Origin of the sequence: Virgibacillus necropolis (assembly GCF_044793635.1) — a bacterium.
Taxonomy (GTDB): Bacteria; Bacillota; Bacilli; order Bacillales; family Amphibacillaceae; genus Virgibacillus_F; species Virgibacillus_F necropolis_A.
This window is the reverse complement of record NZ_CP084992.1, coordinates 1,104,530-1,126,240: the sequence shown is the minus strand read 5'-3', so window position 1 is coordinate 1,126,240 and position 21,711 is coordinate 1,104,530. Positions and strand designations below refer to the sequence as shown.

Genomic DNA, 21,711 nt, shown 5'->3' with positions numbered 1-21,711 from the left:
ACATTAATAAAAGAGCTTGGGAAGTCCAAGCTCTTTATACTATATCATTCTTTTTTTAATAAATTTATTTTTAATCTAATGCTCACTAACGCTTTTTAAAAATACGTGATAATCATCGAAATAAAACTTATAAAAGTAAATAGAACAGAACCATAAAATACAGCACCTACATTTACTTTCATCTCTTCATCCTTTTGAATTTTCCAACTTGTCTCACTCGCTTCATAAGTTGCCCCTTTTGATAACATTCCTCCTCTACTGTTAAAGGAGAACAGTATAACAGATATCCCCAAACCAATAAAAAAGCTCCATTCGCTATATGAGAAAGAAATGATTTCACTCGTAATCCATACTATTATTCCAATTGCGATAGCAGATAATATTGTCCAACCAATGACCTTTTTCACACATATTCCCCCTTCAATAAATCTACGTTTTAACAACCAAAAGGGTTTCATTACTTTGAATGTTTTGTCATTAACTTTTAAAATCCTTTATTCAACACGGGAATGATGTATGGATTGTTGAAAACTCTGGCGTTTGCTCGAAGCTTCTCGATTATGAACCCGGAGCACCAATTATTAGCACGAATGGACAATTTAAATTGGCTGCACTATTATTGATAGCAGAGGGATGCCCCCTTCATTATGCAAGTGATTTTGATCCAGAGGGGTTAGGAATGGCGCAGCGGTTGTTGGATAGATACCCTGAACATGTGCAGCTGTGGCGGATGGGTTTGGAGGATTACAGTAAAACTTCGCCGTTAAAAGAGCTGAGTAATGAGCAAGTGGAGAAATTGAAGAGTACTCGTGATAGTGAATTACTTGAAGTAGCGGAGGACATGCGGAGGTTAAGGAAAGCTGGGTATCAGGAGGCACTTGTGGAGTTGATGGTGGTGGATTTGCGGGAAAAACATGTGAAATTGAAAAGTTGATGGTTATGGGGTATGTAAAATCTATTTTTCCCCTGGGTGAAAAGTAGATTTTCAGCTCTACCTATTAGTCAAAATTTACATTATGTTCTCTTGTCGAATTTTGGAGACGATGATAGACTTAAAAAAATGGCATTGAAGGAGGTAGTACTTTGGCTGAGGTTACTATGGAAGATTTGTTTGTTGCAATTAAGGATTTGTCGGGAGATATCGGTGGTGTACACAAAGAGATTGGCGGTATAAACAATGAGATATGTGGTATACACAAAGAGATAAATGAAGTTAAAACTACCGTAAATAATATAAAGAAAAGAGTTACCAATCTTGAAACAGAAGTAAAAGGTTTAAAAACGGAAATAAAAGAAATGAAAGCTGAATTAAAACAAGATATTAGAAAGCTAGGTCAAAAGTACAAGCATCTAACCCAAGATGTAATGGATGTTCGAGTAGATATGGCTCAGTTAATAGAGGAAAGCAATTAAGGCGTGCTGATGCATGCTAATTTTTTTACCAAAATAGTTTATAAATTAAACATTCCCGAACCGCGTATATAAGTGGTACATCATCAGGGAGGATTATAGATTTGGCCTTAACGTAGGAGAAAGCCATATTTTGGATCCAAATGACATTGAAATTGAAATTGAGGTCGTCAAAGGTGATCGCAACAACCGCGAAGATTACAAGGTTTTCAGAGGGGAACTGTATGATGATTATGTTAATAACTCTGAATAAGATTTGTTATAGATGCGAGACATAAGGATGTGATTCGCAAAAAAATGGTTTCCTTCTGCATTTTGATTGGTTCATCGATAAGATTTTCCTCATTATTTTCATACAATAAGGCTTGGTCATAAGCTTCGTGCTGTACAATATGACACATGCTCATTACCCCCAGGATTTCAACTTACACAGTAACCAAAATACACACTATCATTTTATAGCTTCCTTACTCTTCGGAAAACTTGGCGTTCGCCAAGCCTTTGGGCGAATGCGCTAGTTGCACTTATGCAGAAAGAAATATGAATATACTTTCTTTACTGCTAAAAAAACAGCCACCATGAAAAACAACTTTCATGATGGCTACCTTAAAACTCAATTGCCTGAGCCCTACCCTGATCGGTTACGCCAATTCAGCGTCCCAGAATCATTGCTTCTCTATTTTCCAAATGCCGGTTGCATATTCCTGGATGGTTCGGTCGCTGGAAAATCTGCCGGAATGTGCAATGTTTACAAGACTTTTCGACAGCCACTTGTTGCTATGGCGATAGGCTTGATCAACTAGCTGCTGTGTTTCTACATAACTATCAAAATCTTTCAGAATAAAGTAAGGATCATTGGTAGATAGGATGTGGTAATAAATGTCCTTAAACTCTAATTCTTGCTCTCCGATTATTCCATCTCTCAATTGATGCAAAATCTGGCTAACTCTTTCGTCGTTTTGGTAGATCTCATTCGCAACATACTCACCATTTTGGTAAAAGTTGTATACCTCTTCAGCACGCAACCCGAAAATGAAGATATTTGGATCACCGACCAAATTCTTAATTTCGATATTTGCTCCGTCCAGTGTTCCGATTGTCAACGCACCGTTCATCATCATTTTCATATTTCCAGTCCCGGAAGCTTCTTTACCAGCAGTTGATATTTGTTCACTTAAATCTGCTGCAGGTATTATTTTTTCTGCCAAGCTAACGTTATAGTTTTCAAGGAAAACAACTTTTAATTTATCTTTTATACTACGGTCATGATTGACAATTGAAGCAACGGTATTGATTAACTTAATAACTTCCTTAGCGAAATAGTAGCTAGGGGCAGCTTTAGCTCCAAAAATAAATGTCCTCGGCGTTATTTCCAGTTGTGGATTTTCCTTCAACTCATTGTATAAATAGATTACATGGAATATATTGAGCAACTGTCGTTTATATTCATGCAATCGTTTGATCTGTACATCGAAAATAGACTGATCATCGACAATAATACCAGTCGATTTATGAATGTAATCGGCCAATTCACGCTTGTTTTCCTGTTTAATTTGTCCTAGTTTTTCCAATAATGGACGGTCTTTAATATAACGTAGCAAGTGAGTTAGCTCTCTCGGACGCTTTAGCCAACGAGGTCCAATTGTTTCTGTAATTAATCCTGACAGCCGTGGATTAGCCATTAACAGCCAACGCCTGTGTGTGATTCCGTTTGTTTTATTATTAAATCGATTCGGATACATATAATAAAAATCTTTCATTTCCTGTGTTTTTAAAATTTCGGTGTGCAGTTTTGCGACACCATTAACACTGAAACTGCCTACAATTGCAAGTCGTGCCATATGAATTTGATCGTCAGCGATCACTGCCATTGCTGGTATATTGTCGCGAAGTTCCGGATGATCAAACCAAATTCCCTGACAGAAGCGTTCATTTATTTCGTCGATAATCATGTACAATCGTGGCACAAGTGATTTGATCATATCTATTGGCCATTTTTCAAGCGCTTCACTCATGATGGTATGATTGGTATAAGCGAAAACCTTCGTTGTGATTTTCCATGCATTATCCCATCCAAAACCCTCATCATCCATTAACATTCTCATCAATTCTGGAATTGCCAAACTTGGATGGGTATCATTAATTTGAATGACAACCTTATCCGGCAAATGAGTCAATGATTGGCGCACGTTTTTTTTATAGTCATTGACTATTTTTCTAAGGCTTGCGGCGACGAGAAAATATTGCTGTTTAATACGCAACCGTTTCCCGTCCTCACTTGAATCATCTGGATAAAGTATTCCTGAAATTTGTTCAATCGAGTGGTTATGATCCAACTTTCGGTAATACTGAGATTCGTCGGAATTTGAGTGTTCATTAGATGTAACAGGCTCAGCGCTCCATAAACGAAGCGTGTTAACCACTTGATTATCATAGCCAACGATCGGGACATCATATGGAACAGCATGAACCATATCAGTATTTTCGTACTTACATTCAAGCGTACCATCATTGCGCTTCATCATATGCACTGTTCCACCAAACTGAACTTTCACAGCTTCGTCGGCTTTCCTGGTCTCCCAAGGATAAGGGTTTTTCAACCAATAATCTGGAAGTTCTGTTTGATAACCATTAATGAACCGCTGTTCAAACATGCCATAACGATAGCGTATCCCATAACCGTGGCCAGGGTAGGCAAGTGATGCCATTGAATCTAAAAAGCAAGCTGCCAACCGGCCTAAACCACCATTACCCAATCCGGGATCATGTTCTTCTCTGTACACTTCTGCCGGGTCAAACCCAAGTTTGATCAGTGCCTCATTACATATTTTTGACATACCACTATTTAATAGATTACTTTCCAACAATCCACCTAATAGAAATTCCAACGATAAATAATAAATTTGTTTCGGTTGTTTTTCCCGATAACTTTCTTTTGTTTGAAGCCAGCTTCCCTTAATCTCCTCATTGACAATAGCGCTGACGACATAATATACCTCGTTAATTGATGCATTTTCTATTGTTTTACCATACTGGGTTTCTGTTTTACTAATAATAGCTTGAACAAATTCATCGACAGTCCATTTCGTCAACGCTTATTCACTCCTTTTCCGCATGAACGGAGGCTAATCCTGAAGGCTAAACGATTCCTGCAGCGATTCATAAAGATTAGCATATTCATGTGCTGAGTCCTTCCAACTGAAGTTACTCTTATTAACATTTTTCAATAGGGTAGACCATTTATCGGAATCGTGATAGATTGCCAGAGAATACTTTAATGCATGTAACAATTCATGTGCATTGTAATTGGAAAAGCTAAATCCATTACCAGTCCCGTCAAGTTCATTAAATGGGGTAACCGTATCCTTTAGTCCACCAGTTTCCCTGACAATTGGTACTGTTTTATATTGAAGGGCAATTAGTTGTGATAAGCCACATGGCTCAAACAGGGATGGCATCACAAAGAAATCACTGGCTGCATATAGTTGCCTAGCAAGCGCCTCATCGAAACCCAAATAGGAAACGAGTTTGTCTTTGTTACGTTCTGCAGCATGGTAACAATAATTTTCAAACTCATAGTCTCCTGTACCCAATACAACAAATTGAACATCCTCCTGCAAAAACTCATCAAGAATAGTTTGAACTAAATGGAGTCCTTTTTGTTCCACTAAACGAGTGACCATCACATACAACGGTATTTCGGAATCAATAGGCAAACCAAGTTTCTTTTGGAGACTCTCCTTGTTTTCCTTTTTCTTAACTCTTGAATACTTATAATTCGCTGGAATGTGCGGATCCGTCATCGGATTGTACTCATCGACATCGACACCATTGATAATACCAATTAAATCATCCTGCCGCTGGGAAAAAAGTGGATGCAAGCCTTCACCGTAATAAGGCGTTTTAATTTCTTCGGCATAGGTTGGGCTTACCGTTGTAATTTTATCCGCATGGAAAATACCACTTTTCATACAGTTAAGCAGACCATTCCATTCCAAGCCCCCTATATGTTCAGGAGGTAGGTTGAACAGTTCCTCAAATCCATCCTTTGGTATAATTCCCTGGTACTTTATGTTATGGATGGTGAATACCGTTTTCATGTCTTTAACTGGATTTACTATTTTCGCAAAAGCTACGGCTAAGCCTGCTTGCCAGTCATGGCCATGCAGGACATCTGGCTGAAAGTCCAATACAGATAATGCTTCGATAACACCCTGACAGAAAAAGACGAACCGTTCACCGTCATCGTAGTAGCCGTAAACTCCTTTGCGAGTAAAATAATAATCGTTGTCTATGAAATAGTAGTGAATATCTTGATGAGTTAGTTGATAAATATTGGCTTCCTGATTTCGCCAACCTACTGGAACATGGACAGATGCGACCCACTCCATTTGCTCTTGCCACGAAGGGTCAATTTCATCATAAAGAGGAAGGATGACTCTCACATCAGCTTCTTCATTTTTCTTCAGAACCTGTGGTAAAGAACCGACCACATCTGCAAGTCCTCCAGTTTTGACAAAAGGGCTGCACTCTGATGCGACGAATAGTATTTTTTTTCCCATTGATTCTCCTCCTTATATTTTTCTTCTCTTGGCAATGACAAACGGCTGTTCTTTTGCTCCTCTTAATACTTGATCTTTGGTTATCGTAACATCCTTATCCAGGATGACATTTTCTACATGTGCGCCAGGTTCAATGATACATCGCTGCATGATGACGGAATTTTTCACGACGGCTCCTTCACTTACTTTTACACCGCGGAACAAGATGCTATTATCAACTTCTCCTTTGATCATGCCGCCTGTAGCAATCATGGATTTACTAACTAATGCTGTATCACTATAATTTGTGGGTGCTTGATTGCCAACTTTGGTCAATACATGTTCACCATCGGAAAACAGCTGTTTATAGGATTTTGTCTCCAGCAAAGCCATGTTCTGTCGGTAATAACTAGCAATCGAGTTGATGATAGAACTATAACCGCTATAATGATAGGTTTGAACGTTTAACCTATCAAGGTTGGCTTTAATGCCGTCCAAAAAGAAATTATCTTTGTAATTAGCTATACAATCATTAACTAATTCCAACAGCAAAGATTTTCGCAACACATATACACCAGTAAAGACTTGTGTATTTATGGGATCATTTGTTAATGAAACGACTGAACTATCCTCATCAACCGTAACCTTAATACACGCATTATGCTCTGGAAGAAGGTCATCATATGTTGATGTCAGCAACGTCACGTCAGCACCCTGGTCAAGATGATGCTGGAATAGTTCATCATAGACCGTATTGGAAATGAACTGGCTTCCGCTAATTAAAACGTAATCAGATTTGCTTCGTTCAAAGTAATCCCGATTGTTATGAAAATAGCTTAGGTCTCCTTTAGAAATATCAGTCGGGTCGTTCCAGTCAGGCGGCAGGATAAATAAACCTCCATGCCGTCTGTCCAAATCCCAATCAGCTCCCGACCCTAGATGATCCATCAAAGAGCGATACTTGCTTCTAGTAAAAATTGCGACTTCGTTTATGTTGGATTTTGTCATGTTTGAAAGGGTGAAATCAATTAATCGATAACGTCCTGCAAACGGTACTGCAGCCCCGCATCGGAAATACGTTAACTCGTTTAAAAAGTCATGCTCATGTTCTAAATTTATCAAACCCATCATTGTGTCCATCTATACACCCCTGTAAGTTAAGTTATTAATATCGAATATTAGCCACCTAGTGAAGTTTCATTCTATGAGGTAACAGCCTTAGATTCAGCACTGGAAAAAACAATCGGTTCTTCGTCTGGTTTAGCTTCAATCCTTGTATTATCTGGGATCGTGACATTTTCTTGTACGATTACCCTTTCTAAATGGACATTTGCACCCACACGAACACCTGGGTGAAGAATCGATTGGTTGATTACGGATCCTTCACCGACCTCGACATTTTCAAATAAAATGGAGTGGTCAAGCTTTCCCGAAATGATGCAGCCATTGTTCACCAACGAATTATGGACAACGGCATTCTCTTCAATAAGCTGTGGTCCGAAATTCGAATCATGGGAATAGGTTCTCCACTCCTTATTGTTCAAGGATAGTGATAAATCCTCTTTCAATAAATCCATATGGGCTTCCCAATAGCTTTCGATTGTTCCGACATCCTTCCAATAACCTTCGAATCGATAAGCATACAGGCTGCGATTATCTGCTATCATTGCAGGGAGAATATCTTGCCCAAAGTCATGATTGGATTCGGTTTGAGTGGCATCTTCCTCCAAGTAGCCCTTCAAAGTCTTCCAATTGAAGATATAGATACCCATTGATGCCAGATTACTTTTGGCATGTTCTGGTTTTTCCTCAAACTCATAGATTCGTAGATTTTCAGTAGTATTGAGAATTCCGAAGCGGGATGTTTCTTTCCATGGAACTTCAACAACAGATATCGTAACGTCCGCTTGTTTTTCTTTATGTTGACGGAGCAGTTCATCATAATCCATGTGGTAAATATGGTCACCGGAAATCACCATTAAGTATTCAGGATCATACCGCTCAACATAATTCATGTTCTTCGTAATCGCATCAGCTGTACCCATGTACCAGTTACCACCATCATTCTCAGTGAAGGGGGACAAAATGGTGAGTCCATCTTCCATGCGGTCCAGATCCCATGGTTTTCCAACTCCAATATGTTTATGCAGCTCCAGTGGCAAATACTGTGTCAATACGCCAACCGTATGCATGCGCGAATTTAGGCAATTGCTTAAGGCAAAATCAATAATGCGATATCTACCACCAAATAGTACTGCTGGCTTAGCCAAATTTTTAGTCAATAATCCTAAACGCTTACCAACGCCACCAGCTAGCAGCATTGTTACACACTCTTTTTTCATAGATTATCCTCCTCGATTGGTTGTGGTAATTGTTTAAAAACACTGATTGCGAGTGGTGGAACTTTTACCTGTATATACTGTTTTTGTCCATGCCATTCACCTGGAACACTGTAGTGAAATTCGGTATTGCGCTGATCTGAACCGCCATAGGAGCCTGAATCAGAATTGAATATTTCCTGGTATGTGCCAGGGGCTGTAACGCCGACTTTATAGTCGTAGTAAACATTTGGCGTGAAATTACAAAGGATAAGTAAATCCTGTGAAGAATCCTTACTTTTACGTTTGAAAGCAATTACGCTTTGTTCCATGTTGTCTGCATCAATCCATTGAAATCCTGCGGGGTCATGGTCAAGCGTGTACAATGAAGAATGATTGCGATAAAAATGATTTAAATCTTTAACATAATTAAACAATGCGCGGTGTAAGGGGTATTCAAAAAGTAGCCAATCCAATTCATCTTGGTCTTTCCATTCGATATATTGCCCGAACTCTCCACCCATAAATATCAGTTTTTTACCTGGATGCACCATCATATAGCCAAAAAGAAGACGCAGGTTTGCGAATTGCTGCCACCTGTCCCCAGGCATTTTATTTAAAAGGGACTTCTTTCCATGAACGACTTCATCATGGGAAAGTGGTAATACAAAATTTTCACTATACGTATACATAAATGAAAAAGTTAGTAGGTTATGATGCCATTTTCGATAAACAGGATCGTATTCCATGTAAGTGAGCATGTCATTCATCCAGCCCATATCCCACTTGAAATTAAAACCGAGTCCGCCAAGGTAGGTTGGTTTACTAACACCGGGAAGGTCTGAGCTATCCTCTGCCATCATTAATGCGGTAGGAAAGTAGTCGAAAACTACCTCGTTTAGTTTTTTGATAAAAGCTAACGCTTCTAGATTTTCATCGCCACCGAATTCATTTGTCAGTGGCTCCTCGTTGTCCCCCCGGTCAAAATTCAAGGAAGTCATGCTGGCAACTGCGTCAATTCGAAGTCCATCTATATGGTATTCTTCTAACCAAAACAATGCATTTGAAATAAGAAAGCTTTGAACCTCTGGACGACCAAAGTCAAAGGTTAATGTACCCCAGGACCGCTTTTCTGCTTTTTTAGGATCTTTGTATTCGTACAAGGCTTCACCGTCAAAAAGACGTAGACCGTGGTCATCCTTGCAAAAATGCCCTGGAACCCAATCCATAATTACTCCTATACCATTTTGATGGCATTGGTCGACAAAATACTTAAAGTCATTTGGGTTACCGTAGCGACTAGTGGCTGCATAATACCCAGTTATTTGATAACCCCACGATAAATCAAATGGATGTTCCGCTAGAGGTAATAGCTCAATATGTGTATACCCAAGCTCTTTCACATACGGGATTATTTCCTTTGTTAACTCGCGATATGTGTAATAGGTTCCATCTTCTTTTGTCTTCCAAGAGCCAAAGTGGATTTCGTAAATAAGAATAGGCTCCTCATATGGGTGATTCTTTTTCTTATTTGCTTCCCACTTCCCATCCTCCCACATATATATATCAGGAGAAGGCGTCATAGATGCAGTGTGGGGACGGAGTTCAGCCTGATAAGCATATGGATCGGCCTTTAAAAACGCTGATCCATTATTGGAAGTAATCCGATACTTATACGCTGTATTTAGAGCAATTTCGGTAAAGAAACCCACCCAAAGTCCCGCTTGGTTAATCTGTTCCAACGGAAAATCCTTACCGGTCCAATTATTAAAATCACCGGCAATTTCTACTTTAATCGCATGGGGTGCCCATACTGCAAAGCGGAGACCCTTTTCACCCTTGCATTCACTGATATGACAGCCAAGTAGTTGGTAGCTGTGGTAATGCGTTCCTTGGTGGAAGAGAAAAATATCTTGATCTGCAACTTGATTCGACATAAAAGTCTCCTTTAAGTGTAATTTTCGACAATATTTTTATGAATATTCCGACTATTTTGTCGAAAAATAAAAGAGCATTACCTTCACTTCTATCATATCTGATAGGTGAAATATAATATGCCCCGGCTAACCGTCGAAACCATTATTCTAATTAAAATATAATTATACCATGATTAGGACTGAAAGTGTATAATATTGGGAATATTAACAGAGGATGTAAAAAAAGTCAATAAATGAATGGTAACTTGCTGATAGGTAATTAATGGAAAAGTTCTTATAAGCGCTTTAAAGAAATGAGGAACCTTACAATGGAAAAATCCGTTGCTTGGATAGATGAAAAAAATATAATAACGATTGAACTAAATGAGCTTGAGGTAACGGGTGAAACAAACCTCACCATTGACGTAGAAGGACATACTTCACCTGTCCAATCTATCGATTTACTAAACTCGAAAACAGTTAAAATCACATTACAAAATACCCTGCCACTTGGCAAAGAGGCTTTCCTTAATGTTGGGGAAAACAAGCTACCAATTTATGCAAGGGATGTCGTGCGGACACCTTGGTTCGACCAAACAAATGATGCGAGTGATGAGCGGCTTGGCTACGTGTACTCCCAAGAGAAAACGTCCTTTTCCGTCTGGGCACCAACTGCTACGAATATGGATCTGGTTTTACAAGACTATAGGATTTCAATGGGGAGGAAGTCCAACGGGGTATGGCATACCACTGTTGTAGGTAACTGGAATAACGCCCATTATCATTTCGCTGTATCGGTGAATGGAAAAGAACAGCAAGTAAATGATCCTTATGGTAAAAGCATGACAGCAAACAGTGGGCGGAGTGTTGTCCTGGATCTTGATTCGACAGATCCAAGTGGATTTCGTGGGATTAACTATCCAAAGGTATCCAAACAAGATGCAATCATATATGAGCTTCATATTCGTGATGCAACAAGTTCTGTAGAAAGTGGTGTGCAGCATAAAGGTAGATTTCTAGGTTTGACCGAAAGAAATACGAAGACCTCTGCTGGTTACTCTACGGGTTTGTCCTATATCAAAAATCTGGGTTGTACCCATGTCCAACTTCTTCCTGTTCAAGACTTTGCTCGCGTTGATGAAACAAAGCCCAAAGAAAGCTATAACTGGGGTTATGATCCCTTGTTTTATTTTGTGCCAGAAGGTAGTTATGCTACTGATCCAAACAATCCGTATGCAAGAGTAAACGAGTGCAAACAAATGATACAAGCATTTCATGAAGAAGGCCTTTCCATTATTCTGGATGTCGTTTATAATCATGTGTTTTGTCATGAAGAATCAGCTTTTGAAAAATTGGTACCAGGTTACTATTTTCGTTACCAGCAAGACGGTAGTCTGAGTAATGGAACTGGAACAGGCAATGATATAGCGACAGAACGGAAAATGGCACGTAAATTTATTTTAGATTGTATTGATTACTGGATAAATGAATATAACGTTGATGGATTTCGTTTTGATTTAATGGGCGCAATGGATGTAGAAACAATAAAAGCTATCCAGAGCCGGTGTCTACAAGAAGAAAGACCGATTCTACTGTTAGGTGAAGGTTGGGAACTTGATACCCAGCTACCATCGAATCAAAAGGCAACTAATTCTCAGGCCGATCATCTCTTAGAAGTCAGCTTTTTTAACGATACGTTCCGCGATTCGATTAAAGGAAATCTATTTAAATCGGATGATGTCGGATATGCAAATGGAAATGGCCACTATATCGAGAGACTTCCGCAATTGGTATCGGGTTCCTGCAACGAAAAGTTTGGTGACAGACTTTTTTCAAATCCACTCCAATCCGTTAATTATGTGGAATGCCATGATAATCATACGCTATGGGATAGATTGAGGATATCAAATCCGGATGCATCTGAGCTAAATCGTAAGAGGATGCACCAAATCGCTACGGGATTAACCCTTCTCAGTCAGGGAGTTCCTTTTTTACATGCAGGGCAAGAATTTTTTCGGACAAAAAACGGCGACGAAAATAGCTATATTTCCGGGGACAACATCAATCAAATCGACTGGTTGCAGCGGGGAAGAGAAGATGAAACTGTTCAATGGGTTCACAACCTAATTGCACTCCGCAAACAATATAGCTTATTCCGGCTCGACTCATCTGAAGAAATCCAACATCGATTGCACATTATATCAGCACCGGATCCTGTATTTGGCTATATGATAGTAGGGGAGCGTGAGGATTTTGCTATATTTATTAATCCTACAGACCAGGAAATGAAAATTGGGATGCCAGCAGAAGGTAGATGGGAGAAGCAAATTAGCAATCATTCCCCGGCCTCACCTATTAGTTGTTTATTACAGACTAGTACAGATATGGGAGCTTTTGAAATAGCTGTTTGGAGGAAGAAGCGGTTTTAGGCGTTTTGTTTGGTAAATACAAAAACCTGATACAAGATGTGAGGAAACTACTAAAGCGTGCAGAAGCATGCTTATTTCTTTGTAAAAAATATTATAAAAAAATAGTTAAACATTTTTAAACAATGCCGATATAAATAGTACATCATCAGGGAGGATGATAGATTTGGCCTTAACGTTAGGGAGAAAGCCCGGAGAAAAACTCTATATCATTGATCCGAATGGTAATGAAATTGAAATTGAGGTCGTCAAAGGCGACCGAAACAGTCTCGAGGATTATTTACGATTACGAGTGAACGCTTCACAAGATTACAAGGTTCTCAGAGGAGAACTGTACGATGATTATGTTAATAACTCTAAATAAGAGTTGTTATAGATGCGAGACATAAGGATGTGACTCGCAAAAAATATACTTACATGGAGGTAAGGAAAAATGAGAATTAATCACAATATTGCAGCACTTAACACGTATCGTCAGTTAGGGCAAGCAAACGATATGAGATCTGAATCAATGCAAAAATTATCTTCAGGACTACGTATTAACAGTGCTGCCGATGATGCAGCTGGTCTAGCAATTTCCGAGAAAATGCGTGGACAAATTCGTGGTTTGGAGCAAGCACAAACTAACGCTCAAGATGGTATTTCACTTATCCAAACTGCTGAAGGAGCTTTAAATGAAACGCACAGCATCCTTCAACGTATGCGTGAACTTGCAGTACAAGCAGCTAACGATACGAATACAGATCAAGACCGTGGTGAAATTCAAAAGGAAATCAACCAATTAACTTCTGAAATTAACCGTATTGGAAATACTACAGAATTTAATACACAAAATTTGCTTAATGGTGCGAAAGATTCTGATACAGTTGCTGTTGCTGCGGGAGCAACAGGTGTAACTATTGGTGGAGTAGGTGGATTTGAAATAGGTACAGGTACTCTTAATGCTGGTGACGATCTAAACGATGTTACTATTAAGTTTACTGAAGGTACTACTTCCGGGGCTGCATTTAGTACAGATGGCCAGACATTAACAGTAACTCTTGATTCGTCAAGTTCAACAATTAATGCAACAAGTATAGAATCATTAATTACGGCAACAACGACTAATGTTCCAACAGGAGTTAGTATGTCAGCATTTACTGTTACAGGTGGAGGTACTGTTGACGCTAGTACTGAAAGTGTATCACTAACAGCTGATTTAACGGGAGGAATGGATGCCGGATCTGGTCTTCAATTCCAAATTGGAGCCAATGAAAATCAGAGCTTGACAGTTGAAATTTCCGACATGCGAGCTAATGCATTAGGACTTACTGGATCAGGAACTGGTTTCACTTCAGATACAAAAGTTACCAATGGTACTGATTCTACTGGTGTTGAATCAGCACTTGATGTTACAAGTCATGATAGTGCAGCAAATGCTGTAACAGTAATTCAACAAGCAATTAATGAAGTGTCTGCTGAACGTTCTAAATTAGGTGCGACACAAAACCGATTAGACCATACAATCAACAACCTAGGTACATCCGCTGAAAACTTAACAGCAGCCGAATCTCGTATCCGTGATGTAGACATGGCGAAAGAAATGATGAAACAAACAAAAGCATCTATTCTTGCTCAAGCTTCTCAAGCAATGCTTGCTCAGGCGAACCAAATGCCACAGGGAGTACTACAACTCTTGCGTTAATTGTAGGCATTGTAAAGGGGTGGTATTCCACTCCTTTACTTTTTTCTTATTTATTTCAATATTTTTATCAAAGGAGTACAATCAACATGAAAATTTCCCTCTGTGTAATTACAAAAAATGAAGAAAATAATATAAAAAAATGTTTGGAAAGTGCCGGTGATGTACTATTTGAAAAGATAGTTGTTGATACAGGCTCTACAGATAAAACTACTGAAATAGCTAAGAAAATGGGTGCGAAGGTTTACAATTTTAAATGGATTGATGATTTTTCTGCAGCACGAAACTTTGCTATTTCCAAAGCCAAAGGAGATTGGATATTATTTTTGGATGCTGATGAACATATTGAGCTAACACAAATGAATTTATTAGAAAAAATTGTTATCCAAGCTAATAAAGAAAATAAGGATTGTGTCAATTCAAGATTAATTAATTATACAATTGCTTCTTCTGATAAAAAGAATATGCAAAGTATCACAACAAATATTAGAATTTTTAAAAATAGCAAGGAGTTGCGATACTTTGGAGCAATCCATGAAATGTTACTACCAATTAATAATAGACAACTGCGTATTTTTGATTCATCTAACAGTTTGATAGTGTACCATTCTGGCTATTCAAGTGAGGAAGTAAAGAGGAAGGATAAAAGTAATCGTAACTTAACACTATTATTTAAGGATTTGGAGAAAAAACCCGATAGTATTTTAACACTTTTTTATATCGGTGAATCACTTATGATTGCTCAAAAATATGAAGAGGCTGTTACCTATTTAACTAGGGCAAAAGAGTTATTGTTAAAGCATAATAATAAGCATCCCCTGTTATATAAAATTTATTGTAATTTACTTATTTGCTTGATCAGACCTAGCTTTGAATTTAACCAATTCGATGAAATGTATAAAGATGCCAATCAATTTGACAAAAATTGTCCAGATTTTGACTTTTATATGGGGAAGAAACTATATATGCTTGGCAATTACGAGAATGCCATTGAATATTATGAACTATGTATCCGTAAAATTAGCAACTTTAGTTATAACTTCGAATCAAAAGTATTGTCACAATTAAATAATATATATGAGGAATTATTAAATCTTTATATCTTGACAGAAAATCGCCATAAAATCGTTGAGGTTTGTGTTGCCTTGTTAAAAGCAGATAAATACAATTATAAAAGTCTTTTGATACTTGTTAAAACACTAAAAGATTTTGAAAAAAGTGCTGATATATATAATTTCTTATTTAAAATTTATAGTGAGGATAACATAAAAGATAAATTATATATTTTACGAGTGACAGAATCATTAGAGTTCAATGAATTATATGAACAGGTTATGACATTATTATCTGAACAGGAAAAAACGGAATATCTTCTATTTAAAGAGCAAGATGAAGAGTCACAAGAAGAATATCAACTGGAAGTACAGGATCTCTCCGCAATTGAATGTTTACATCGAGCAAAATTTTACAAAAAGAAGAACAAACTTAACAAATCATTGTTTTTCAAAGAGAAAGCTTTTGAAAAAAATCCACAACTGGCTTTGGATATTTTTCCGGAAAATCAATCAAATCAAATTGATAATCATTATGTTGAGGAAGAAACGGAAAAGGTAAAAGAAAAAGTAATAGATTTATTTTCACAGGGCCTTTATGACGAGGCGTTGGAAGTAATTGATCAATCTTTACAAATGATTACGGATGATGCGGATTTATATTCGATAAAAGCAGTTGTTTTAATAAAACAGGACAAGTATGTGGAAGCGGAGGAAGCTTTAAACAAGGGATTGACAATTGATTCAGAGCATGTTGATTGTCTTTATAATCTGGCTTTTATTTATGAGCAAGAAAATAATCTGACTAAGGCCATTGGATTATATAAAGAAGTGTTGCATCAATCAAATGAGGATGGAGTTTTAGAGGAAGTTAAATCAAAATTAAACCATATTGATCCAGATTTTAGAGCGATACCAATTTCCAATAAAGATAGCCTGGAAGAGAATTATCATAAGAAAACTTCACCAATCTTTATAGGAGGTGCAGGGCGATCCGGTACTACATTGCTAAGAGTAATGTTAAATGCACACCCGAATTTATGCTCTGGTCCTGAGTTTAAAATGCTCCAACCCATTGCTAACTTATATAATCAAATGATTTCTATAGAAGATATTAGAAATGCCTATAATATTAATAAAGATGATGTTAATCGATCTTTTAGCAGTTTTATAAGTAGTTTTTTTGGAAAGTTTAAATTAGAAAATACTGCAAATAGAATTGTAGAAAAGACTCCTCACAATATCCTTATTATGAAAGAGCTAATTAACATATTTCCTGATGCTAAGTTTATCCACGTTTTTCGAGACGGAAGAGATGTTGCTTCTTCACTAGTTACAATGAATTGGCATGATTTCCAAGGAAAACCTTTACCATATGTTCAAAATATACAAAATGCAACTGATTATTGGAAACAAGTAATTACCAAAAGTTTTACCGATTCAAATGATCCAATACTTAAAGGTAAAGTTAAATTCATAAAGTATGAAGATTTAATTGCCGAACCAAAAAAACTTATGAAAGATATTTTAACATTTATAGAGGAACCATGGTCTGAACAAGTATTAGACTATTCAAATGTGGACCGTGGATATGAACCAAATGAATCAAGTACAAGTCAGGTATCAAAACAAATATATACAAATTCTAAAAAGCGTTGGCAGAGGGATTTTACAGAGAAAGATAAACAAGTATTTAAAGAAATTGCTGGTAGTTTATTAATTGATCTAGGATATGAGAATAATTTTAATTGGTAGAGACAATTTATAACAAGATTTTAGAAAGGAACGATAATATGGAAAACTACCCACCAATGTTTATAGGTGGAGCCGAAAGATCAGGGACAACTTTGTTAGTAGATCTTCTAGGGCTACATTCTAATATCTCCCCAGTATATGAAACAGATTTTGTAAAATTTCTCGTCAAAATGTTTTATACAAATAATGCAAATATACCTTTTGAAGATAAAAAAGTACAGTTTAAAGAACTTGTATAGAATAAGTATATAGTTTGGAGCAGCTAAAATGTTGCTCTTTTTGTTTGATTAAACCTTATCAACCCTAACCAACTCAATTATATCCACAATCAAGGGTTTATCTTTCTGCCTTTCGACAAGATCTTCAATATTTCCTAAACAAATTCTTTTACCAACCGATATAAATAAAAAGTATATCGTTAAAGTACGAATAAAAATAATCTTTAATATAATTATTAATGAGAACGTAATTTAAGAGGTGACTAAAAATGAGAATTGGTGGACTAGCTTCTGGGATGGATATTGATAAGCTTGTCAACGATCTGATGAAAGCCGAGCGGATGCCTGTACAAAAGATGGAACAGGATAAAACATGGTTAACATGGAAACGTGATGCGTATCGCGAAATGAATACATTATTATTAAATTTTAGATCTGAACTAACAGACATGAAGATGTCGACTACATTCCGTGCAAGGACTACTTCCTCAACGAATTCGGATTTTGTAACAGCAACAGCATCAAGTAGTGCTAGTTTATCATCTTATAATGTTTCAGGGGTTTCCAAGTTAGCAACTGCTGCAACACAAGTAAATAATGATAAAGCCTTCACAGACCCATCTACGGTTGATACGAGTAAAAGTCTTTTTGAACTTAAATCAGATTTCGTCTATGGATCTTTTGATTGGCAATATGGGAGTGTTAAGGAAAAGTCTATTTCCGTTAATACTAAAGATACGAAGGTGTTTTCACTTGGGGATACCGACATTAAGGATGATCCAAGCGCCATGTCTGTAAAGGTCGGTAATAAATTTTATGAAGTATTCACGGAATCGACAGTACCTAAAGATGGATCGGGCAATTACGTATTAAATGATGATCAAGTGTTGATTGATACAGAAACAGGTACATTAACATTCAACAAGGCACTGGATGTAAATGCTGAAATCAAGGTCAAATACACTGGTGACTTACAAATTGATAAATTAAAAACGAGGGAAGATGGGAAAATCCAGCTTTCAAATCAACATATTAATCAAAATGCGGCACTTGAAAATCAGGTAGCAATAACTATTGATGGTAAAGCGTACATTACAGATGGGACAAACATTGTTGATAAAAATGATTCTACTAACATCATCGGAACAATTGATTACCAAAATGGGACGCTTAGTTTAAATCCTGAAAAGATAGAAAAAGGATTAGATGTCGAGGTAAAATATCAATATCAATATACGAGTTTCAGAGTTGGTTCTTATACGGAAGATGGCTTTAAGAACGAGGTATTTAATATTGAAGCATCAACGTCTTTTGATGCTCTTGTAAGTGAAGTTAATGAGGCAGATAATGGTGTGAATCTTTTCTATGATGAAGTTACTGGGCAAATGACATTAACAAGAACCGAAACTGGTAATTTCCGAGGTTCAGAGTTTGATCCGAAAGCAACTACGGAAGATTATAATGGTCATGAAATTGTCGTTTCAGGGCAATTTGCAACCCATCAGATGCGCTTTAATGTTGCTAAAGAAACTGGAGGGACTGATGCCCATTTCACGTTAAATGGACTGGATACATCTAGGCATTCCAATTCATTTGAAGTTTCTGGCGTCACTTTTAATTTGAAACAAGTATTTTCAGATAAGGATGTAAAGATTTCGATTAATAATGATAGTGAAGCCGTTTTTGAAAATATTAAAGATTTTGTTGAAAAGTATAATGAGCTCATTGATAAAGTTAATGAAAAACTCCAAGAGGATAGACACCGGGATTATCGGCCATTAACTGAGAAACAGCGTGAGGAATTGTCTGATAGACAGCAAGAGTTATGGGAAGAAAAGGCAAAAAGTGGTTTACTCAAGGGAGATGATCTGCTTTCGGGTGCTCTTAACGACATGCGACGTGACTTTTACACACCTGTGAATAATGGAGAAATCTCATCGATGTACCAACAATTAACAAGTATCGGTATAGAAACCACTGAAAACTATCTGGAAGGTGGAAAACTTGAAATTGACGAGTCAAAATTGAAAGAGGCCATACAAGATAACCCTGAAGCAGTAGAAAAATTATTTGACGGTGGTAGTGATTCTTCTTACGGACAAAAAGGGATATTACATCGATTATACCAATCTGTTAATGAAACGATGGACGTAATTAAAGGAAAAGCAATTGACTCTGATCATACAATGGGAAAAAGAATAGATGATTTAGATGATCGGATTGATGTGTTTGAAAATCGTTTAGTACAAATAGAGGACCGTTACTGGCGACAATTTACCGCTATGGAACAAGCTATTCAACGACTGAATTCACAGTCCATGTTCATTTCGCAACAATTCAGTGGTGGCATGTAAACAATTAGGAAATCCTGTGGAACGATATCCACGGGTTTTTTTCCTTCTTAAGGTTGTACCAAATAATTCATAAGGAAATGAGGAATTGAAATGGAAAAGCAAATAGAAGTAATGAAACAATCAGCAGAATTATTAGATACAGTCTATGAAGGATTGCAGCATATGCAGCAGTTACTAAAGGAAGGTAAGTTTGAAGAGACAATTCCTTTATTTGGCGATATCGTTTATGCTTTTTCAACTATAGAGAACTCTGTATCAGAATTACCAGATGAAATTTTATCTGATGATAGTAAAGCATTAACAACCAAAGTCAGAAACGCGTTGGATCATGTTGTCGGTTCATACGAATCGAAAGAATATGGGAAAGTACAAGAAGTGCTACAGTTTACATTGATGCCGAGCTACAGAAAATGGATGGAAGAGTTGGATGAGGCGTTTAGGTCGTTTTTGGTTTCATAATAATAATTAGTTTGTTGCTCTGCCGGTAATAATCAGACCTCTATCATTTTATCTGTGCTTAAAAGTTTTGAATGATATTAAAGGAGCTACAGTCAATCTTTTAAGTAACTCCTATTAATTCCAATAACTTTTGCACATACATAATGAAATGCATTACAATAAGAGCATAAGCATGTATTATAGACAAATTCAATTATATGGAGGTACATATATGAACGGTTTAATGAACGGAAAGAATATTGTTGTCATGGGTGTGGCGAATAACAGAAGTATCGCATGGGGTATTGCGAAGTCCTTACATAATGCTGGAGCGAACTTGATTTTCACGAATCGCCAGGAGCGTTCGAAAAAGAAATTGGAGAAGCTACTAAACGAAAATGACATAAACAATTCCCAATTAGTATCATGTGATGTTGCAGATGACGCGAGCATTGCCGCAGCGTTCAAGGAAATTGGTGAGAAAGTAGGCGTGATTCACGGTGTTGTGCATTCGGTTGCGTTTGCCGATCGTGATGATTTAAATGGCGATTTTGTTGAAACATCTCGTAAAGGTTATTTAATGGCACAGGACATTAGCTCTTATTCGCTAGTAGCGGTTACGAGAGAAGCGCGTAAGTTCATGAAAGAAGGTGGGGGCATTGTTACACAAACCTATCTCGGTGCGGAAAAAGTAGTGAAAAATTATAATGTCATGGGTGTTGCGAAGGCCGCGTTAGAAGCAAGTGTCCGTTACTTGGCTGAAGATGTTGGTCCAGCTGGAATTCGTGTGAATGCAGTATCTGCAGGTCCTGTTAGAACTTTATCTGCGAAAGGTGTTTCCGGATTTAATGATAAGTTATCTATCATTGAGGAGAAAGCTCCATTACGTCGTCACATTGATCAAGACCAGGTTGGCGATGCGACGTTATTCTTACTTAGTGAAATGGCACGTGGAGTTACTGGAGAAGTACTACATGTCGATTCAGGCTTTCATATTATCGCTGGATCTTAATAATAGTAGAGAAACGATATGCAGAAATTTATGCATATCGTTTTTTAGTACTTAAGGTTTTAGCGATAAGCCAAGGTTTTTCTTATATGCCAAAAGGCTCAGCAAGAATTTGTATTTAGATTTAATCACAAACATTTGTTCGCATTTTCTGGTTTATATACTATCTATTGTGCTATAATAACTGGTAGATAAGGTTCTTTTAGGAGTGGTCGGCTAGCCCTAGCAGCGTTTTAAAAGGGGGTGATGCCTTTGAGCATTTTCGAGGTGTTTATGATTGTGTTTGCATTTGGTACGTTTTTGACCGGTTTGTTAACTCTCGTTGAAAAAATGATCAATAAAAAATAGACCTCCCTATTAACCCTCATTGTTGATTGGGAGAGGTCTATTCAGATTGGATAGCAGATCCCCTGGGGGAACGCTTATCGATAGGCCACAGTTGCAGCTGTGGTCTAAATATTATATGCACATTTCTACCTATAGTATACCACAAACTCACCGAATGAAAAGAATTACACATATATTTTAAAAGGTCATTGAATCTTTAGTCGCACCGTTTTCGGACGGATAGCGGCTTTTTTTTATTCATATTC

The 21,711-nt window shown here is 37.4% G+C and carries 18 protein-coding genes; 11 read left to right on the top strand and 7 right to left on the bottom strand.

What is annotated here, in order from left to right; translation table 11 throughout:
- Window positions 1–95 precede the first annotated feature (95 nt).
- The gene (locus LG329_RS05630; RefSeq protein ID WP_404454440.1) at window positions 96–407 is read right to left on the bottom strand and encodes a hypothetical protein; all 312 of its coding nucleotides are present in this window, start codon (window positions 405–407) and stop codon (window positions 96–98) included.
- Between the two features lie 89 nt (window positions 408–496).
- On the opposite strand from LG329_RS05630, the gene LG329_RS05625 reads away from it, so the two are divergent.
- Together LG329_RS05625 and LG329_RS05620 are read left to right on the top strand one after the other, a co-directional pair.
- Window positions 497–934 carry a DUF2399 domain-containing protein gene (locus LG329_RS05625; RefSeq protein ID WP_404456423.1) on the top strand — a complete coding sequence of 146 codons (438 nt, stop codon included), beginning with the start codon at window positions 497–499 and terminating at the stop codon, window positions 932–934.
- Between the two features lie 149 nt (window positions 935–1,083).
- A complete protein-coding gene (locus LG329_RS05620; protein WP_404454437.1) occupies window positions 1,084–1,413 on the top strand; it encodes a coiled-coil domain-containing protein in 330 nt (109 codons plus the stop codon).
- A gap of 233 nt (window positions 1,414–1,646) precedes the next feature.
- On the opposite strand, the gene LG329_RS05615 is transcribed toward LG329_RS05620, so the two are convergent.
- The 6 genes from LG329_RS05615 to glgB all read right to left on the bottom strand — a co-directional run bounded on the left by LG329_RS05615 (window position 1,647) and on the right by glgB (window position 10,206).
- On the bottom strand, window positions 1,647–1,811 hold the full coding sequence (locus LG329_RS05615) for a hypothetical protein (protein ID WP_404454434.1): 165 nt from the start codon (window positions 1,809–1,811) through the stop codon (window positions 1,647–1,649).
- 264 nt (window positions 1,812–2,075) lie between these two features.
- Window positions 2,076–4,502, bottom strand: a complete 2,427-nt coding sequence (locus LG329_RS05610) for a glycogen/starch/alpha-glucan phosphorylase (protein ID WP_404454431.1) — start codon at window positions 4,500–4,502, stop codon at window positions 2,076–2,078.
- Between the two features lie 33 nt (window positions 4,503–4,535).
- Window positions 4,536–5,972 carry a glycogen synthase GlgA gene (glgA, locus tag LG329_RS05605; protein ID WP_404454428.1) on the bottom strand — a complete coding sequence of 479 codons (1,437 nt, stop codon included), beginning with the start codon at window positions 5,970–5,972 and terminating at the stop codon, window positions 4,536–4,538.
- 12 nt (window positions 5,973–5,984) lie between these two features.
- On the bottom strand, window positions 5,985–7,091 hold the full coding sequence (gene glgD, locus LG329_RS05600) for a glucose-1-phosphate adenylyltransferase subunit GlgD (protein WP_404454426.1): 1,107 nt from the start codon (window positions 7,089–7,091) through the stop codon (window positions 5,985–5,987).
- 62 nt (window positions 7,092–7,153) lie between these two features.
- Window positions 7,154–8,293: a glucose-1-phosphate adenylyltransferase gene (locus LG329_RS05595; protein WP_404454423.1), complete on the bottom strand. Its 1,140-nt coding sequence runs from the start codon at window positions 8,291–8,293 to the stop codon at window positions 7,154–7,156.
- Entirely contained in the window at window positions 8,290–10,206 is a 1,917-nt protein-coding gene (gene glgB / locus LG329_RS05590; protein WP_404454420.1) for a 1,4-alpha-glucan branching protein GlgB, read from the bottom strand. Before glgB ends, LG329_RS05595 begins: the two co-directional genes overlap by 4 nt.
- A gap of 308 nt (window positions 10,207–10,514) precedes the next feature.
- On the opposite strand from glgB, the gene pulA reads away from it, so the two are divergent.
- The 9 genes from pulA to LG329_RS05545 all read left to right on the top strand — a co-directional run bounded on the left by pulA (window position 10,515) and on the right by LG329_RS05545 (window position 21,466).
- Window positions 10,515–12,614 (top strand): type I pullulanase, encoded by a 2,100-nt coding sequence (gene pulA / locus LG329_RS05585; RefSeq protein WP_404454417.1) that lies wholly within the window; start codon window positions 10,515–10,517, stop codon window positions 12,612–12,614.
- Between the two features lie 163 nt (window positions 12,615–12,777).
- Window positions 12,778–12,975 carry a carbon storage regulator gene (locus LG329_RS05580; RefSeq protein ID WP_404454414.1) on the top strand — a complete coding sequence of 66 codons (198 nt, stop codon included), beginning with the start codon at window positions 12,778–12,780 and terminating at the stop codon, window positions 12,973–12,975.
- 69 nt (window positions 12,976–13,044) lie between these two features.
- Window positions 13,045–14,295 carry a flagellin gene (locus LG329_RS05575; RefSeq protein WP_404454412.1) on the top strand — a complete coding sequence of 417 codons (1,251 nt, stop codon included), beginning with the start codon at window positions 13,045–13,047 and terminating at the stop codon, window positions 14,293–14,295.
- An 86-nt stretch (window positions 14,296–14,381) separates the two neighbouring features.
- On the top strand, window positions 14,382–17,099 hold the full coding sequence (locus LG329_RS05570) for a sulfotransferase (RefSeq protein ID WP_404454409.1): 2,718 nt from the start codon (window positions 14,382–14,384) through the stop codon (window positions 17,097–17,099).
- 38 nt (window positions 17,100–17,137) lie between these two features.
- A complete protein-coding gene (locus LG329_RS05565) occupies window positions 17,138–17,338 on the top strand; it encodes a sulfotransferase (protein WP_404454406.1) in 201 nt (66 codons plus the stop codon).
- Window positions 17,339–17,586: 248 nt separating this feature from the next.
- The gene (gene fliD, locus LG329_RS05560) at window positions 17,587–19,671 is read left to right on the top strand and encodes a flagellar filament capping protein FliD (RefSeq protein ID WP_404454403.1); all 2,085 of its coding nucleotides are present in this window, start codon (window positions 17,587–17,589) and stop codon (window positions 19,669–19,671) included.
- Window positions 19,672–19,761: 90 nt separating this feature from the next.
- The gene (locus LG329_RS05555; RefSeq protein ID WP_404454400.1) at window positions 19,762–20,130 is read left to right on the top strand and encodes a hypothetical protein; all 369 of its coding nucleotides are present in this window, start codon (window positions 19,762–19,764) and stop codon (window positions 20,128–20,130) included.
- A gap of 211 nt (window positions 20,131–20,341) precedes the next feature.
- On the top strand, window positions 20,342–21,121 hold the full coding sequence (fabI, locus tag LG329_RS05550; protein ID WP_404454397.1) for an enoyl-ACP reductase FabI: 780 nt from the start codon (window positions 20,342–20,344) through the stop codon (window positions 21,119–21,121).
- Between the two features lie 249 nt (window positions 21,122–21,370).
- Window positions 21,371–21,466 (top strand): putative holin-like toxin, encoded by a 96-nt coding sequence (locus LG329_RS05545; protein WP_404454394.1) that lies wholly within the window; start codon window positions 21,371–21,373, stop codon window positions 21,464–21,466.
- Window positions 21,467–21,711: the final 245 nt, after the last annotated feature.

Coding starts and splice junctions, on each gene's coding strand:
- LG329_RS05615 (WP_404454434.1), bottom strand. CDS start 1,811: ATGTGTCATATTGTACAGCACGAAGCTTATGACCAAGCCTTATTGTAT.
- glgA (WP_404454428.1), bottom strand. CDS start 5,972: ATGGGAAAAAAAATACTATTCGTCGCATCAGAGTGCAGCCCTTTTGTC.
- glgD (WP_404454426.1), bottom strand. CDS start 7,091: ATGGACACAATGATGGGTTTGATAAATTTAGAACATGAGCATGACTTT.
- LG329_RS05595 (WP_404454423.1), bottom strand. CDS start 8,293: ATGAAAAAAGAGTGTGTAACAATGCTGCTAGCTGGTGGCGTTGGTAAG.
- glgB (WP_404454420.1), bottom strand. CDS start 10,206: ATGTCGAATCAAGTTGCAGATCAAGATATTTTTCTCTTCCACCAAGGA.
- pulA (WP_404454417.1), top strand. CDS start 10,515: ATGGAAAAATCCGTTGCTTGGATAGATGAAAAAAATATAATAACGATT.
- LG329_RS05575 (WP_404454412.1), top strand. CDS start 13,045: ATGAGAATTAATCACAATATTGCAGCACTTAACACGTATCGTCAGTTA.
- LG329_RS05570 (WP_404454409.1), top strand. CDS start 14,382: ATGAAAATTTCCCTCTGTGTAATTACAAAAAATGAAGAAAATAATATA.
- LG329_RS05565 (WP_404454406.1), top strand. CDS start 17,138: ATGGAAAACTACCCACCAATGTTTATAGGTGGAGCCGAAAGATCAGGG.
- fliD (WP_404454403.1), top strand. CDS start 17,587: ATGAGAATTGGTGGACTAGCTTCTGGGATGGATATTGATAAGCTTGTC.
- LG329_RS05555 (WP_404454400.1), top strand. CDS start 19,762: ATGGAAAAGCAAATAGAAGTAATGAAACAATCAGCAGAATTATTAGAT.
- fabI (WP_404454397.1), top strand. CDS start 20,342: ATGAACGGTTTAATGAACGGAAAGAATATTGTTGTCATGGGTGTGGCG.